At 71.1% G+C, this 15,170-nt stretch carries 15 protein-coding genes; 8 read left to right on the top strand and 7 right to left on the bottom strand.

Features of this window, described 5'->3' with window-relative positions; genetic code table 11:
* Positions 1 to 2: 2 nt before the first annotated feature.
* The 3 genes from SACTE_RS31240 to SACTE_RS31245 form a co-directional block, all read right to left on the bottom strand.
* Positions 3 to 1,727 carry an ABC transporter substrate-binding protein gene (locus tag SACTE_RS31240; RefSeq protein ID WP_014050019.1) on the bottom strand — a complete coding sequence of 575 codons (1,725 nt, stop codon included), beginning with the start codon at positions 1,725 to 1,727 and terminating at the stop codon, positions 3 to 5.
* A 230-nt stretch (positions 1,728 to 1,957) separates the two neighbouring features.
* Positions 1,958 to 2,053, bottom strand: a complete 96-nt coding sequence (locus SACTE_RS35645; protein ID WP_311659627.1) for an Ms4533A family Cys-rich leader peptide — start codon at positions 2,051 to 2,053, stop codon at positions 1,958 to 1,960.
* A 337-nt stretch (positions 2,054 to 2,390) separates the two neighbouring features.
* Entirely contained in the window at positions 2,391 to 3,059 is a 669-nt protein-coding gene (locus SACTE_RS31245; protein ID WP_014050020.1) for a TetR/AcrR family transcriptional regulator, read from the bottom strand.
* A 107-nt stretch (positions 3,060 to 3,166) separates the two neighbouring features.
* Between SACTE_RS31245 and SACTE_RS31250 the strand changes: the two genes are divergently transcribed.
* A complete protein-coding gene (locus tag SACTE_RS31250; RefSeq protein ID WP_014050021.1) occupies positions 3,167 to 4,384 on the top strand; it encodes a cytochrome P450 in 1,218 nt (405 codons plus the stop codon).
* 20 nt (positions 4,385 to 4,404) lie between these two features.
* Positions 4,405 to 4,596, top strand: coding sequence for a (4Fe-4S)-binding protein (locus SACTE_RS31255; RefSeq protein ID WP_014050022.1), 192 nt, complete (start codon positions 4,405 to 4,407; stop codon positions 4,594 to 4,596).
* Between the two features lie 58 nt (positions 4,597 to 4,654).
* Here SACTE_RS31255 and SACTE_RS31260 read toward each other — a convergent pair whose 3' ends face one another.
* The 4 genes from SACTE_RS31260 to SACTE_RS31275 form a co-directional block, all read right to left on the bottom strand.
* Positions 4,655 to 5,530, bottom strand: a complete 876-nt coding sequence (locus SACTE_RS31260; RefSeq protein WP_019993255.1) for a hypothetical protein — start codon at positions 5,528 to 5,530, stop codon at positions 4,655 to 4,657.
* 191 nt (positions 5,531 to 5,721) lie between these two features.
* Positions 5,722 to 6,927 carry a S1 family peptidase gene (locus tag SACTE_RS31265; protein WP_014050024.1) on the bottom strand — a complete coding sequence of 402 codons (1,206 nt, stop codon included), beginning with the start codon at positions 6,925 to 6,927 and terminating at the stop codon, positions 5,722 to 5,724.
* 611 nt (positions 6,928 to 7,538) lie between these two features.
* Positions 7,539 to 8,744 (bottom strand): isochorismate synthase DhbC, encoded by a 1,206-nt coding sequence (gene dhbC, locus SACTE_RS31270; protein ID WP_019993256.1) that lies wholly within the window; start codon positions 8,742 to 8,744, stop codon positions 7,539 to 7,541.
* Between the two features lie 74 nt (positions 8,745 to 8,818).
* A complete protein-coding gene (locus tag SACTE_RS31275; RefSeq protein WP_014050026.1) occupies positions 8,819 to 9,649 on the bottom strand; it encodes a 2,3-dihydro-2,3-dihydroxybenzoate dehydrogenase in 831 nt (276 codons plus the stop codon).
* A gap of 529 nt (positions 9,650 to 10,178) precedes the next feature.
* Between SACTE_RS31275 and SACTE_RS31280 the strand changes: the two genes are divergently transcribed.
* From SACTE_RS31280 to SACTE_RS31305, 6 genes are all read left to right on the top strand, one after another.
* Positions 10,179 to 10,418, top strand: coding sequence for a phosphopantetheine-binding protein (locus SACTE_RS31280; RefSeq protein ID WP_014050027.1), 240 nt, complete (start codon positions 10,179 to 10,181; stop codon positions 10,416 to 10,418).
* Complete coding sequence (locus SACTE_RS31285) at positions 10,415 to 11,269, top strand: siderophore-interacting protein (protein ID WP_014050028.1); 855 nt, start codon at positions 10,415 to 10,417, stop codon at positions 11,267 to 11,269. The genes SACTE_RS31280 and SACTE_RS31285 overlap by 4 nt, the downstream gene beginning before the upstream one ends.
* 102 nt (positions 11,270 to 11,371) lie before the next feature.
* Positions 11,372 to 12,373 carry an ABC transporter substrate-binding protein gene (locus SACTE_RS31290; protein ID WP_014050029.1) on the top strand — a complete coding sequence of 334 codons (1,002 nt, stop codon included), beginning with the start codon at positions 11,372 to 11,374 and terminating at the stop codon, positions 12,371 to 12,373.
* Complete coding sequence (locus tag SACTE_RS31295) at positions 12,370 to 13,395, top strand: iron chelate uptake ABC transporter family permease subunit (protein ID WP_014050030.1); 1,026 nt, start codon at positions 12,370 to 12,372, stop codon at positions 13,393 to 13,395. Before SACTE_RS31290 ends, SACTE_RS31295 begins: the two co-directional genes overlap by 4 nt.
* A 17-nt stretch (positions 13,396 to 13,412) precedes the next feature.
* Positions 13,413 to 14,387: an iron chelate uptake ABC transporter family permease subunit gene (locus SACTE_RS31300; RefSeq protein ID WP_014050031.1), complete on the top strand. Its 975-nt coding sequence runs from the start codon at positions 13,413 to 13,415 to the stop codon at positions 14,385 to 14,387.
* A complete protein-coding gene (locus SACTE_RS31305; RefSeq protein WP_014050032.1) occupies positions 14,384 to 15,169 on the top strand; it encodes an ABC transporter ATP-binding protein in 786 nt (261 codons plus the stop codon). The genes SACTE_RS31300 and SACTE_RS31305 overlap by 4 nt, the downstream gene beginning before the upstream one ends.
* The last annotated feature ends 1 nt before the right edge of the window (position 15,170 follow it).

Below are 15,170 nucleotides of genomic sequence, written 5' to 3' on the forward strand. Positions count from 1 at the left end.
GACTACTTGACCGCGACCTGCGAGATGTCGAGCACGCCGGTCCAGTCGCTGATGACGACGTTCTTGACGGACTTGCCGTACAGCCGCTTGTACACCGGGTGGAAGAGCGGCACGGTCAGCGCCTGCTCGCCGACCTTCTTGTCGAGGGCGCCCCAGCGCTCGGCGGCCGCGCTCAGGTCGGTCAGCTTGTTGATCTCGTCGATCTCCTTGTTGACCGCGGGGTCGTCGAGCTGGGCCGAGTTGAAGTTGTAGCCGGACTTCACGATCTGGCGTCCGTCGAAGACCGGTGCGAAGAACGGACCGCCGGACGGCCAGTCGGCGCCCCAGCCGCCGAGGAAGAAGCCGGGCTCGCTCTTGATGTTGTAGACGGTGTCCGAGTAGGCGTTGTCCTCGAGGCCCTGGAGCTTGACGGTGATGCCGGCCTTCTTCAGCGCTTCCTGGAGGGCGGTGGCGATCTCCGGGCTGGTCGCGAAGTTCTTCTCGTTGTTGTGCGTCAGGGTGACGGTCAGCCCGTTCGGGTAGCCGGCCTCCTTCAGCAGTTCCTTGGCCTTGGCCGGGTCGCCGGTCCTGCCGGCCGGGAAGGCGTCGTAGGGCGTGTATCCGAAGGACTTCTGGTTCGGCAGGAAGGTGGTGGCGGGCTCGGCGAGTGCCGATCCGCCGGCGGCGTTGACGACGGAGGAGCGGTCGACGGCGTACGAGATCGCCTGGCGCACCTTCGGGTCGTCGAACGGCTTCACCTTCGGGTTGAAGGCGATGTAGTTGGTGTAGCCGAAGTGTCCGGTGCCCACACGGGCCGAGAGCTTCTTGTCACCGGCGACCTTGGCGAGTTCCGCCGGGCCGAGGTTCGTGTCGGTGGTGACGGCCGCGGCGTCGGTGCCCTGCGAGGCGGAGAGCCGCTGGTTGATGACGGCGGAGTCGAGTCCGGAGCGCACGTCGATGCGGTCCGGGTAGGCCTTGCGTTCCTCGTCGGTCGCCTGGGACCAGTGGGGGTTGCGCTCCAGGACGAGCCGTTCGCCGTCGCCCTCGTTCTCGACGACCTTGTACGGCCCCGAGGAGAGCGGGTGCTCCTCGTACTTGGTGCCCGTGTCCTTGGCCTTCGGGACCGGTGTCGTCTGGGTCTGGGTGGCCAGGTAGGGGAACTCGCCCTCGGGCTTGACGAGATGGAAGACGATCGTCTTCGCGTCGGGCGTCTCGATCGAGTCGAGGCCCTTCCCGCCCTTGTAGGGCCCCTCGTAGTCGGCCCCGCCGACCAGCCAGTCACGCAGGTAGGGCGCCCCGCCGGAGAGCTCGGCGGCGAAGGAGCGCTCGATGCCGTACTTGATGTCGGCGCTCGTGATGGCGCTGCCGTCCTCGTACTTCAGGCCGTCCTTGAGCGTGTACGTCCAGACGGTGGCGTCCTTGCTCGGGGTGCCCAGGTCGGTGGCGAGGTCGGGGACGACCTTCGCACCGGCCGCGCCGTCCTCACGGTTGCGGGTGGTCAGCGTGCGGAAGACGAGGGAGGGGACGTTGCCGCCGCCGGAGGTGTAGAGCCGGGCGGGGTCGAAGTCCTCCTGCGGGCTGCTGTTGAGGACGGTGAGGGTGCCGCCCTTGTGGGGCTTGCCCGCCGCGCCGGAGTCGCCGTCGGCGTCCTTGCTGTCGGCGGGGCCGCAGGCCGCGGCTCCCCCGACCACGACGAGTACGACGGCGGCCGCGGCCACGCGGCGCGATATGACGGACGGTTGACGCATCGGAAGAGACCTCTCGGAGTACTGCCTGAAGAAGAACGGAAGAAATGGGTCCGGGCAGGCGGCGAGAGGGAGTGGGGAACAACCGGTCGAACCATGGGGCATGAGAGGACCGGAAACACTGGAACTGCCGCGCCTGCGGACGGAGCGCGCCCGCGCACGGTGTTTCCAGGGACCGTCCCGGCCGGATCAGGGCGGGGGCGGAGTGGGCCGACAGTGCGCTCGGGCAGGCGTCAGCAACAGTGGATGTCGCAGACACAGTGCCCGGTCACGCCGATGAGCGCCAGCTCGATGGCGGCGTGCTCAGGGATGACGGGGCTGTGCGGCATGCGAGGAATATACGTAGGGCCGGTGTGAGGGTGTCAACAAGGACTGAGACCGCTATCTCAGGATGTGGACGGCATGCTGCGGGCGGCGACTCCGGTACCGCTCTCCGACGCCTGTGCGTGGTCGCCCGGAGAGGCGCTCGCGCCGCTCGGTGAACGGGCCTGATCACGCCAACTGAAGCGCCTGTGAGGCTGGTTGGGGCACCGGGTGACGCGGCCGGTGATCGGCGACGCGTGGGCTCTTCGCAGGACCCGGGGCGGGGTGCCGGACGTGCGGCACGTCACATCCCGGCCTTTCCCGACGGCCGGCCCGCCGCGGCGGGGCCGCCCGGCCGCCCGGCTATGTGTCCCCGGCGGTGCCGTGCGACGGGAGCGGGGGCGCGGCAGGCGGGGCCAGGAGCAGGGGGAGGTAGACGTCGTCGACGATCTCGGTGACGACCTCCTCCGGGATCGGCGCCCCGTGGAGCAGATAGTGGTTGCGGAGCAGGTCGACCGCCACCGTGGCGCGACGCGAGGCGGGGACCCACGGCTCGATCTCGCCGCGTGCGACGGCACGCCACAGGACGGCCTGGATCGCCCCGGGCCCGGCGGTGTGGACCCGTTCGCGGACCAGCCGGGCGAATTCGGGGTCGTGCATGACCTCGGTGAGCAGGCCGCGGAGTATGTCGCCGTGCGAGGCGGCCAACCTGGCGGAGAGTCGCCGTAGCGCGGTGATGACATCGGTACGCAGGGCACCGGTGTCGGGCAGGTCGGCGTCGGAAAGCCGGTGGGCCGCGCAGGCGTCGACGACGAGTTCGGCACGGCCGGGCCACCTCCGGTACAGGGTGGCCTTGCCGGTACGGGCCCGGGCGGCCACACGCTCCATCGTCAGTCCCGCGTAGCCGACCTCGGCCAGTTCCTCGAGGGTCGCGGCCAGGATGGCCCTCTCCAGTTCCTCGCCTCGGCGGCGAGGGTTTCTTCGATGGTCGCCGGTCGTCCGGTCCGGCGCGTCCCCGTGGGTTGGAGGCATGACTCCCAGCCATTTGTCGAGCACCCGTTGTGAGCGTCGGGTGGGCAAGCCTAGCCTTCCGTTAGAGAACTGACCGTTCTTTAAGCGTCGAGTGCATCGAGGGACCGATGACCGAGACCGTTACGACGCCCACATCAGGCGCCCCCGCCTTCCCCAGTGACCGCACCTGCCCCTACCACCTCCCCGACCGGTACAACGACCTCCGGGACCGGGAGGGTTCGCTGCAGCGGGTCACCCTCTACGACGGCCGGCAGGCCTGGCTGGTGACCGGGTACGACACGGCACGCAAGCTGCTGGCCGACCCCCGGCTCTCGTCCGACCGGACACACGCCGACTTCCCCGCCACCTCCGGGCGGGTGGAGAGCTTCCGGGACCGCCGGCCGGCGTTCATCGGCCTGGACCCGCCCGAGCACGGGCCGAAACGGCGCATGACCATCAGCGAGTTCACCGTCCGGCGCATCAAGGGCATGCGGGCCGACGTCGAGCAGATCGTGCACGGCTTCCTGGACGAGATGATCGCAGGCGGCCCGCCCGCCGACCTGGTCAGCCAGTTCGCGCTGCCCGTCCCGTCCCTGGTGATCTGCCGTCTGCTCGGTGTGCCCTACGCCGACCACGACTTCTTCCAGGACGCCAGCGCACGGCTGATCCAGTCCCCGGACGCGGCGGGTGCGCGTGCCGCCCGGGACGACCTGGAGAGCTATCTGGGCGCTCTGGTGGACAGCCTGCGAGGCGAGGCCCGGCCGGGCCTGCTGAGCACGCTCGTCAGGGAGCAGCTGGAGAAGGGCGCGATCGACCGGGAGGAGCTGGTGTCGACGGCGATCCTGCTGCTGGTCGCCGGACACGAGACGACGGCGTCGATGACGTCGCTCAGCGTCATCACCCTCCTCGAACATCCCGACCAGTACGCCGCGTTGCGCGCCGATCCGTCTCTGGTGCCCGGCGCGGTGGAGGAACTGCTGCGCTATCTGGCCATCGCCGACATCGCCGGCGGGCGGATCGCGACGGCGGACATCGAGATCGACGGGCAGCGCATCCGGGCGGGGGAGGGGGTCATCGTCACCAACTCGATCGCCAACCGCGACGGCTCCGTCTTCGCCGACCCGGACGCCTTCGACGTCCGGCGCGAGGCCCGCCACCACCTGGCGTTCGGCTACGGGGTGCATCAGTGCCTCGGCCAGAACCTGGCCCGCCTCGAACTGGAGGTCATCCTCACGGCGCTGTTCGAGCGGCTGCCCGGTCTGCGGCTGGCGGTGCCGGTGGACCGGCTGACCCTGCGCCCGGGCACGACGATCCAGGGCGTGAACGAACTCCCGGTCACCTGGTGACCGCGGCGAAAGGAGCAGCCATGCGTGTGACGGCCGACCGGGAGGTCTGTGTGGGAGCGGGCCTGTGCGCCTTGACGGCGCCGGAGGTCTTCGACCAGGACGACGACGGTGTGGTGACGGTGCTTGCCGCGGAACCCGGCGAGGCGGGCCGTGCGGCGGCGCTCGAAGCCGGCACGCTGTGCCCGTCCGGCGCGGTACGCGTCGTCGAGTAGGCCTCGCGGGGCCGGGGACACCGGTGCCTGACCTCGCGACAGCTCGCCCGGGCCCCGTTCAGTCCGGCCATGACCACTCGAGCCCGTACACACCCGGCGTGCACTGCGCCGGCAGCAGGTGCGTCGTGTGGGAGGCGTCGAGGGCGACGCGGTGGCGGTGCCGGGGCTCGGCGCCGATCTGTGTGCGGTGGTAGCCCCAGCAGTTCGAGGGGACCGCCAGTGGATGGAAGCGCACGTGGAGCAGATAGGTCCGCAGCGGCGCGGTGATGCGCCGCTCGTGCTGGTGGGAGACGCCCGCGCTGGACCGGAGCGTGTAGCCGACCACCGCGGTCTCGGTCCTGGCCAGCTGACGGCCGAGCGGGATGTCGGCGGCCACGCATCCCAGCTCCGGCAGGAACCGGATGCGTGGCGTCGGCCCGTCGCGGACGGTGAGGTCGACCGTCCCGGCCTTCGGTGCGTCCAGGAAGTGGACGACGGACAGGTGCCGGACGTCGTCGCGGACGGCCCGCACCACGGTGGTGACGGACGTCTCGTCGATGGAGCGGTGCTCGTCCAGGCTCACCGACTCGTGGACCACCAGCTGCCGGAGCCCGGCGTTGAAGTGCGGAAAGGCGTCGCCGAGCGCCTGCTCCACGTCGGAGTCCTCGCCGTAGACGTGGCGGACGGCCGCCGGGTCGTGCGGCGGGGTCCCACCGCGTGGCCGGTGGGGGCCCAGCAGCGAGCGCAGGGTGCCCGCAGGGAGGTTGAGCAGGGGCTCCAGGGCATCGACGGCGCGCAGCGACTGGGCCTTCTCGGGCTGGCTGCGCCCGCGCTGCCAGTGGCTGAGGGTGGCGAGGCTGACGGTGATCTGCTGGGCCCGCAGATGATCGCGTACGCGTTCCAGCGGCAGCCCGCGCTGCCGCAGGGCGTCGCGGAACACGGTCGCGAAGGTCACGCCGGGATCTGCGGGGTGGGGGGCGTTCGGCATTTCGTCTTTCAGCGGGCGCAAGACACCGTCGACGGCTTTCGGCCGGTGGCCCGGCGCTCCGGTGACGGGGCCCGAAGGCGGGTTCGGGCCGTACAGGCGGGCAGGGGCCGCCCACCCTATCCGGTGGACGGCCCCCTCGATCGTGCCCCGTAGGCTGCTCAGGCGGTGTCGAGCGTCAGCCCGTAATAGGCGAGGGCGTCGTCGAGCGGCTGGAAGTACGACGAGCCGCGGGAGTTGACGCCACCGGTGCACCGCTGGCCGACCGGACCGCCGGAGGTCATGCCCTGGGCCTGGTTGCCGGAGATGTACGCGCCACCGCTGTCACCGCCCTCGGTGCAGACACTGGAGGTGGCCAGGCCCGTGATGACCGTGTCGGGCCCGCCGTTCTGGTCGACGTACGTCACGGTGACGTTGTACGAGCCGATCGTGCCGCACGTCCAGCCGGTGGTGGCGCCTGACTTGCAGATCGCGCTGCCGGCCGCAGCCCGGCTGCTGCCCTTGATCGCCACGTCGCCGCTCTGGTTCCAGGTGCCGACGGCCTTGGTGATCGAATGGCCGCTGTTGACGGAGGCGATGCCCATGTCCACACTGCGGGCGCCGAGCGCGTAGCGGGTCTTGACGCCCTTGGCGAAGGCGGTGCCGTCGAAGCGCAGGGTGGGCAGACCGGCGATGCAGTGCCCGGCGCTGACCAGGTACTGGTTGCCGGCCCGGTCGCGGGCGCCGTATCCGACGGAACACCAGCCGGTGGTGCTGTTGATCGTCATCTTGCTGCCCGGGGCGATCGCGGCCTGGGCCGCGGGCTTCTCCTGCCCGCGGACGATCGCGACGGCGGAACCGTACGACGCCGCCTTGGCCAGGAACGCCTTGGCGGGGGCCCCGCGGTCGCTGCTGACCTTGACGGTGACCTGGTCCGCGGCCAGGTCCACGGACCAGTCGACCACGCCGACGGGGGCGCGTTCGGCGGCAGCGGCGTCCAGCTCCGCCTTGATGTCGTCGAGTGCCTTCTCGCCGCGTGCGGGCACCCGGGCGACGAGGCCGGCCTTCTCGATCCTGGCGGCTCCGGTGGCGTCTCCGGCGTTGACGGTCAGCCGGCCGCCTGCGTCGAAGAAGGCCCCGTCGTCGGATATCCCGCTCCTCTCCAGCTCGGCGAGCCGGGTCTGCTGGACGTCCTGGCGGTCCAGGCGGTCGACCGCGGCCTTCTCGCTCACACCGAGCGACGCGGCGAGCGCCCGCACCATCTCCGGCTGGTAGCGCGAGGAGGGCGCGACGTCCTGGGCCTGGGCCGTGGTGTGGGTTCCCACGACCGCGGAGGCGGAGAGAAGAGCGGCCACAGCGGCGAATCTGTACTGACGGAAATGACGCACACTGATTCCTTCCGAATGGCGGGCAGGAACTCGCGGGGGGTGTATCGGGGCACACGTGGGTGGCGTACCGCCGAAGGGTGAGTTCCTGCCCGGCGGCGAGAGTGAGGCTCGCCGCGGAATGAACCCTGGCCCAACGCTCGGTGACGTACAAGGAGTTCGGAGGCGTCAGCTTTTTACAGAACGGCGGGGAAACTGTAAAAAAAGACCGTCGGTGAAACGGTGAGGGCAGGGCGCTCCAGGGGTCGTCACCCCGGCTTCGGAACAGGCTCACCGGGGATTCACCACCCGGCGGTTCAGGACGTATCCGGTCCCTTTGCCTTTTCCGTTCCCTTTCCTTCGAAGCCATCGGGGCCTTCGGCCGCCGGCACCCGCGCCCGTCGTCGACCTGGACAGCCGTGCCCCGTCGGGCAGGACGCGGTTCGGGGAGTGTCGCCTTGCCCAGGTCTTCCAGGTCCTGGTCTGCCAACGGCGTCCACCCGAGCAACGAAGAAGTCTCGTGGCAACAGCGTTCGGGCCCGGCCGTGAGGCCGGGCCCGTGCACCGGTGACGTACGCGACAGCCGGTGAACGCGCGGGATCCTGGTGTGCCCCGCCTGCTCAGGAGGCCGGGTCCTACAGCTCGGCGCCCACCGCGTTGAGGAAGGTGCGGAACTTCGCCGCGGTCTCGGCGGTCTCGGCCTCCGGCTCGGACGCCGAGACGACGCCCGCTCCCGCGTACAGCCGCAGCGTGCGCTCCTCGGCCTCGGCACAGCGGATGGTGACGACCCATTCGCCGTCCCCCTGGGCGTTCCCCCAGCCCACGACGCCGGTGAAGAAGCCGCGGTCGAACGGCTCGGTCTCGGCGATGACCCGGCGGGCCGTCGTGGTCGGTGTGCCGCAGACGGCGGGGGTGGGGTGCAGCGCGCAGGCGAGCGCGAGCGCCGAGGTGTCCGGGGCCGCGAGCGTGCCGGTGACCGTGGTGGACAGGTGCCACATGGTGGCCGTGCGGATCAGCGTGGGCCGGGCCGGTACGGTCAGCCGCGAGCAGTGCGGGGCGAGCGCCTGGTGGACGGCGTCCACGACGACGGCGTGCTCGTGCAGGTCCTTCGCGGACTGCAACAGCGTCGCGGCCCGGCGCACGTCCTCGGCGAGGTCGGTGCTGCGTGGGGTGGACCCGGCGAGCGGATTGGCGGTCACCTGGTTCCCCTTGCGGGAGACCAGTAGTTCGGGGCTGGCGCCGATCAGGGTACGGCCGGGGCCGGTCGGCAGCGCGAAGGTGTAGCCGACGGGGTCGCGCCGGGCCAGGCGCTGGAGCATCGCCGGCAGATCGAGCGGGGCGGGAGAGGTGAGTTCGAGGGTTCGGGCCAGCACCACCTTGCTGAACTCCCCGCGCCACATGCGCTCCACGGCCGAGGCGACGCCCGCTCCGTACACCTCGGGCTCGGGCACCGGGCGTATCCGCCAGTTGGCCGAATCAGGGACGCCGACGGGCAGGGCGATCAGCGGATCGGAGGCGAGCGGCGGGGCGGTGCGCAGTGCCGTCGGCACGCTCAGAGCGGCCGGCGCCTCGTGGTCGAAGGGGATGGCGCCGATGACCACGGGCGATTCCTGCCCGGCCGCACCGGCTTCGGCCAGGGTGGCCCTCACCCGCTGGTCCAAGGGCCTCTCGTCGTGCGGCACCTGGCGTGCGTCCCCTTGAGCCAGCAGGGTGCGGCCGGGGGTGGCGAGGAAGCGGGCGCCCGGTGTGTAGGCGTCCAGGAGCGAGGTGGCCGCCCCTATGACGGGGTGGGCCGGGTCGGCCGGGGGCATGGACGTGGCGACCTGGGATGTCGTCGACACGGGGACTCCGTTCTCGATGGTTCCGTCGGCGGGTGCGGGCGGGTGCGGGCGGGTACGGAAGAGCTGCGGGCGGCTCAGCGCAGGGTCGCGCCGCCGTCGACGTACAGCTCCTGCATGGTGATGTGGCGGGCGCGGTCCGAGGCGAGGAACGCGACGGCGTCGGCGATGTCCCGGGGATCGGCGATCCGGCCCAGCGGTATGCCGGTGCGGTAGGTCGCGGGGTCGCCGTCGATGACGCGCTGCTCGGCGCCCGGGTCCGTCCACAGGGCGCGCTGCATCGCGGTGTCGGTGGAACCGGGGGCGACGACGTTGCACCGTACGCCGCTGCGCGCGAGTTCGAGGCCCAGGCACTTGGTGAACATCAGGGCCGCCGCCTTCGACGCGGCGTAGGCGGCCATCCCGGTGCGGGGGACCCCGGCGGCGTTGGAGCCGACGGTGACGATGCAGCCGCCGCCCCGTTCGGCCATCAGCGGGGCGACGGCCTGCGAGACGTGGAAGACACCGTCGGTGTTCACATGGAAGGTGTCCGACCAGTCCTCGGCCGAGAGTTCGGTCGCGGGGCCGGTGCGCAGGATGCCCGCGACGTTCACGAGCACGTCGACGGGGCCGAGTTCGCGCTCGGCGCGCGCCACGGTGCTCCGCACCGAGGGCCGGTCGGTGACGTCCATGCAGTATGGCTCCAGGCGGCCGGCCGAGCGTTCGCCTTCCGGTGTCTTCGCCTGTCGTCGGTTCCACTCCGCGGCCAGGGCGTCGATGCCGTCCCGTGAGCGGTCGGTGGCGGCCACCCGGGCGCCGAGGCTGGCGAACAGCTCGGCTACGGCGGCCCCGATGCCCTGTGCGGCACCGGTCACCAGGACGGTGCGGCCCTCGAACTCGCCACTTCTGTCCGGTATGTGATCAGGCATGAGCAACCTCCTACGAGAAGTTAGGTAAGGGTAACCTAAATCAAGGTGTCACTCGGTGGGGTGCCGGTCACGGAAGGCCACTTCGGGGCGGGTGGGCGCGCTGATCCACTTTTGCGTATCCAGTAGGGATAAGTATTAAGTTAGGTTAGCCTTGCCTGGTCTTAGGCGGGGGAGTGCGTGTCGGTCCGGAGCGATCGACGACGGCGCGACTCTGCGTGCCGGAGAAAGGATTCGCAGACGTGCCCGTACCGCGCTGGAGCGCCCGAGCCCCGGTGTGCGACCGGACGGCCCGCCCGTCCGGCGGGGGCGTAGGCGCCGCACCGGCCGGACCGCCAGGCCGAACCGTTCCGCACGGCGGCCGGGTTCGGCACGGCGCGGGGCGGTGCGTGAGCGCCGGCCGTCCGGCGGTGCCGGCTCTCTCCCGTGAACATCGCGACCAGGTGTCCGTCGCCCCGTGCCGTGGCGCCGTACCCATCACCACCGACGCGCCGACCGTGCTGTCGGCGTCCATCCCCGCAGGAGCCGCCCGATGAATCAGACCCTGTCGCCCGAACGTGTCCGTGCCGACGTCGCGGAACTGCTCGACTGCGATCCCGCCTCGATCGCACCTGAGGAGAACCTGGTCGATCTCGGCCTGGACTCGGTGCGCATGATGGTCCTGGTCGACCGCTGGCGTGCCGCGGGGGCGGCCGCGCTGGAGTTCCCCGACCTGGCGGAGCAGCCCGAACTGGGCCACTGGACCGAGCTCCTGACCGGCCGGACCTCGTGAGCCGGGTCGACCACCGGGGCCGTCACCTGGACCGGATCGCGGAGGTCCGGGCGGGTCTGGCCGCCGAGAAGGTGGGCTATCCGATCGGCATCCGGGAGACCGAGGTCGTGCGTACCGCCATGGTCGGCGCCGGACTGCTGCGCCTGACGCTGGGCGGGCCGGGCGCCGAGGGGTTCGAGGCCCACGCCCCGGACGAACACGTGAAGCTGATCTTCCCGGACCCGGACGGCACGCTGCGGCTGCCGGAGCGGAACGGGGCGATGCTGCGCTGGCCGCGGCCCGCGGTCGTCTCCCGGGAGTACACGGTGCGGCGCTACGACCCGGACGCCCGGGAGATCGACATCGACATCGCCCTGCACGACGGCGGCCTCGCCTCCGACTGGGCACGCGAGGCCCGGCCGGGCGCCGTCATCCATGTAGCGGGGCCGCCCGGCGGGCTGATCGTCCCGCACTCCTACGACCGCTATCTGCTCGCGGGCGACCTCACGGCCCTGCCGGCGATCGCGCGATGGCTGGAGGAACTGCCCGGCACCGCCAAGGGCTGGGCGTTCATCGAAGTCGTGGACACGGCACAGGAGATCGAGCTGTCCGCGCCCGAGGGTGTCGAGGTGCGCTGGCTGCACCGCGGTGACCTGCCGGCGGGAGACGGCGACGCGCTGGTGCGGGCCGTGACCGGGGTGACCGTTCCCGAGGGGGAGCGGCTGTACGTGTGGGTCGCGGGCGAGGCGGGCCAGATCAAGCCGCTGCGCCGCTGGGTCCGTGACGAACTGCGGCTGGAGAAGGCCGACCACGACATCACCGGTTACTGGAAGCGCGGCGTCGCCGACTTCGACGAGGACGACCACCACTGACCGGCGGGCCGACCGGGGAACTGGCGTGACGCCACTGCCTGGTTGTCCTGACGCGAAATCGTCAACTAAGGTAAGCCTTACCTAATGAGCAAGGAGCATTTCATGTCCATACGCAGATCGTCCGGCCTGATCGGCGCCGTGTCGCTGGCCCTGATCCTGGCCGGATGCGGGTCCTCGTCGGACGGCGGCTCGGACGCCGCCTCCGAGAAGGACAAGACCCGGGTGTTCGCCGCGGACAACGGCAAGATCACCATCCCGGTCGACCCGAAGCGTGTGGTGGCAACCGGCTACGCCGTACCCGCTCTGATCGAGGCCGACGCACCCCTGGTCGGGATCTCGTCGTGGAAGCGCGGTGAGCCGATGATGAGCGACGAGGACCTCGCCGAGTACAAGAAGCTCACCAAGGTGGCGGGCGAGCAGGCGGCCGAGACCAACTACGAGGCCATCGCCGAGGCCGAGCCCGACCTGATCGTCATCGGTGTGCCCGCCCCCGTGCTCGGCGACATCGACGTCAAGCGGCTGGAGTCCATCGCCCCCGTCGTGGCGATCGGCCCCACCCTGCCGTCCGCCTGGCGCGACCTGTCCCGCAAGCAGGCCGACGCCGCGGGCGCCCTCGAGAAGTTCGACGCCGGACAGAAGGCGTACGAGGCCAAGGCCGCCGAGCTGGCGACGAAGTACAAGGACGTGCTGCCGCAGCTCAAGCTCGGACACGTCGGCGCGTACGGCGAAGTCGCCAAGGGCACCTTCCAGCGCGAGTTCGGCGGCTCGTGGGGCACCAACATCGCCGAGGACCTGGGCGCGAAGTACTACGGCAAGGTCAAGAAGGCCGGCTCCGGTTCGAGCGCGGTCAGCGAGTACCCGTCCGTCGAGGAGCTCCCCGAGGCGTTCGGCGAGGCCGACGTCCTGACGTACTCGGTCAACGCCGACGGCAGCGTCCCCGAGGCGGTGCAGTACGTCCTCGACTCCAAGCTGTGGAAGAACCTCCCCGCAGTCAAGGCGGGCAAGACCTTCCCGCTCCGCTACACCGAGGCCGCGACCTACGGGCAGGCCATGAAGACCCTGGACGCGATCGACACGTCGTTCGCTCCGCTGCTGAAGCGGTGACCGTCGCGGGTCGCGCGTCGGGACGGGCGGGGGACAAGCGGGCCGCCGCGGGGCAGATCGGTCTGCTCGTCGGGGGACTGGTGCTGCTGGCGGTCGTCACCGTGCTCAGCATGGGCATCGGCGCCCGCCCGGTCCCGCCGTCCGAGGTCGTGCGCGCGTTGTTCGACTACCAGGGCACCGACGACCACGTGATCGTGCGTGACGTCCGGGGACCCCGCTCGCTGCTGGCCATCGCGGTGGGCGCCGCCCTCGCGGTGGCGGGCGCCCTCATCCAGACGCTCGCCCGCAACCCGCTGGCCGAGCCCGGCATCCTCGGGGTCACCGCGGGTGCCGGGTTCGCCGTCACCGTCGGCTCCGCGCTGGGACTGGCCGCCGGGCAGACGGGCCAACTCGGCTTCGCCGTCATCGGATCCGTACTCGCGGCGCTGCTGGTGGCCGCCGTCGGGCGGCGCTCACCGCTGCGCCTGGTGCTCACCGGCGTCGCACTGACCGCCGTGCTGAGCGGTGTCGCGCTGGGCCTGCGGCTGATGCTCCCGGACGTCTTCGACACCTACCGGTTCTGGTCGGTCGGATCGCTGGCGGCCCGTGAACAGGCTTCGCTGGCACTGCCGTTGACCGCGATCGTGGTGTGCCTGTGCGGCGCGCTGCTGCTGAGCAGGGCGCTCAACGCGCTGACGCTGGGCGAGAGCGTGGCGCACACCCTGGGGGCGGGGGTCGGACGCGTACGGGCCGTTGCGCTCGTGCTGATCACCGTGCTCTGCGCGGCGGCGACGGCGGTGGCCGGTCCGATCCTGTTCGTCGGCCTCATCGTGCCGCACCTGGTGCGCAAGCCGGCCGCGGGCTCGGTGCCCTGGCTCGTCCTCTACACGATGGTGCTGGGTCCCGTCCTCATGCTGGTCGCCGACATCGGGTCACGGGTCCTGCTGCCCACCGGAGAGGTACCCGTGGGCATCGTGACCGCCTTCCTCGGCGGCCCCATGCTCATCTGGGCCGTCCGCCGCTACGGGGCGGGGGCGCTGTGAAGACACATGGACTCACGATGGAACGCCGTACAGCGGTACTGGTCGCGGTCATGGTCGCCCTGATGCTCGGCCTCGGCCTGCTCGGGCTGTGCTACGGGGCCTCCTGGGCCTCCCCGGGCAAGGTGTTCGCCGTCCTGACCGGCACGGAGAACTCCGTGGTGATCCGCGACTGGCGACTGCCGCGCGTACTGGCCGGACTCGTCTTCGGTGCCGCGCTCGGCGTCGCGGGAGCGATCTTCCAGAACCTCACCCGGAACCCGATGGGCAGCCCGGACGTGATCGGCCTGGACGCGGGTGCCTACACCGGTGCCCTGGTCGCCATCACCGTGCTGTCCGGCACGTCCGCGCAACTGGCCACGGGATCCGTGCTCGGCGGACTGCTCGTCGCCGCCGCGATCTACCTGCTGGCCTACCAACGGGGCTTCTCAGGACTGCGGTTGGTGGTCATCGGCATCGCCGTCAACGCGATGGTGACCGCGATCAACTCGTGGATCGTGCTGCGTGCCGAACTGGAGGTGGCCATCGCCGCCGTCGGCTGGAGCGCCGGCTCGCTCAACGGTGTCGGCTGGGGCGACGTGGGGATCCCCTTCGCGTTGATCGCCGTACTCCTCCTCCTCATGACCACCCGGGCGCACGCCATGCACCAGGCCTCGCTCGGTGACGCGATCGCGACGACCACCGGCGTCGGACTCAACCGGCTGCGACTGCTGATGGTGCTCGTCGGCGTCGGTTGCACGGCCACGGTGACCGCGGTGGCCGGACCGATCGCTTTCATCGCCCTGGCCGCCCCGCAGATCGGCCGCAGGCTCGCCGGCGCGGCCGGTGTGCCGCTGCTCCCGGCCGCGCTGACCGGGGCCGTTCTGCTCCAAGGCGCCGACCTGCTCGCCCAGATGCTGCTGGCGCCCGTCGCGCTGCCCGTGGGAGTGGTGAGTACCGCGATCGGCGGTTGCTATCTGATCTGGCTGCTGACCAAGGAGGTGAGGCGCGCGTGAACGCACGCCTGACCGCGCGGGACATCACCCTGCGCTACGGAGACCGGGTCGTGTCCACACGGCTCGACCTCGACGTCCCCGACGGTGCGTTCACCGCCATCGTGGGCCCCAACGCCTGCGGGAAATCGACCCTGCTGCGCGCGCTGGTGAGGCTGCTGCGCCCGGACTCCGGGCACGTGGAACTCGACGGCCGCGAGGTCGGCGACTACGCGCCGAAGGCACTGGCCAAGCAACTCGGCTTCCTGCCGCAGGACCCGTTGGCCCCCGACGACATCAAGGTCCGCCAGCTCGTGAGCCGGGGACGGTTCCCGCACCAGTCACTGCTGGCCCTGTGGTCGCCGGAGGACGAGGAGGCCGTCACCGAGGCGATGGCCGCCGCCGGTGTCGGCGACCTGGCCGGCCGGCCGGTGCAGGAGCTGTCCGGCGGGCAGCGGCAACGGGTCTGGATGGCCATGGTGCTGGCCCAGCGGACGCCCTACCTGCTGCTCGACGAACCGACGTCGTTCCTGGACATCACCCACCAGTACCAGTTGCTCGGCCTGCTCGCCAGGCTCCGTGACGAGGGCCGCACGGTGATCGCCGTCCTGCACGACATCAACCAGGCGTGCCGGTTCGCCGACCACCTCGTCGCCATGAGGGACGGCCGGGTGGTCGCCGAGGGCGTGCCGGGGGACGTCGTGGACGCCGCGCTGATCAAGGACGTCTTCGACCTGCCGAGCGTCATCGTCCCCGACCCGGTGACCGGCACACCGATGGTCGTTCCCACACTTCAAGGAGAGTAAG

The organism is Streptomyces sp. SirexAA-E (genome assembly GCF_000177195.2).
Lineage (GTDB): Bacteria > Actinomycetota > Actinomycetes > Streptomycetales > Streptomycetaceae > Streptomyces > Streptomyces flavovirens.

Excerpts from the sequence above, each read along its gene's own strand:
- SACTE_RS31240 (WP_014050019.1), bottom strand. The coding sequence starts at position 1,727 with ATGCGTCAACCGTCCGTCATATCGCGCCGCGTGGCCGCGGCCGCCGTC.
- SACTE_RS35645 (WP_311659627.1), bottom strand. The coding sequence starts at position 2,053 with ATGCCGCACAGCCCCGTCATCCCTGAGCACGCCGCCATCGAGCTGGCG.
- SACTE_RS31245 (WP_014050020.1), bottom strand. The coding sequence starts at position 3,059 with ATGCCTCCAACCCACGGGGACGCGCCGGACCGGACGACCGGCGACCAT.
- SACTE_RS31250 (WP_014050021.1), top strand. The coding sequence starts at position 3,167 with ATGACCGAGACCGTTACGACGCCCACATCAGGCGCCCCCGCCTTCCCC.
- SACTE_RS31255 (WP_014050022.1), top strand. The coding sequence starts at position 4,405 with ATGCGTGTGACGGCCGACCGGGAGGTCTGTGTGGGAGCGGGCCTGTGC.
- SACTE_RS31275 (WP_014050026.1), bottom strand. The coding sequence starts at position 9,649 with ATGCCTGATCACATACCGGACAGAAGTGGCGAGTTCGAGGGCCGCACC.
- SACTE_RS31280 (WP_014050027.1), top strand. The coding sequence starts at position 10,179 with ATGAATCAGACCCTGTCGCCCGAACGTGTCCGTGCCGACGTCGCGGAA.
- SACTE_RS31290 (WP_014050029.1), top strand. The coding sequence starts at position 11,372 with ATGTCCATACGCAGATCGTCCGGCCTGATCGGCGCCGTGTCGCTGGCC.
- SACTE_RS31300 (WP_014050031.1), top strand. The coding sequence starts at position 13,413 with ATGGAACGCCGTACAGCGGTACTGGTCGCGGTCATGGTCGCCCTGATG.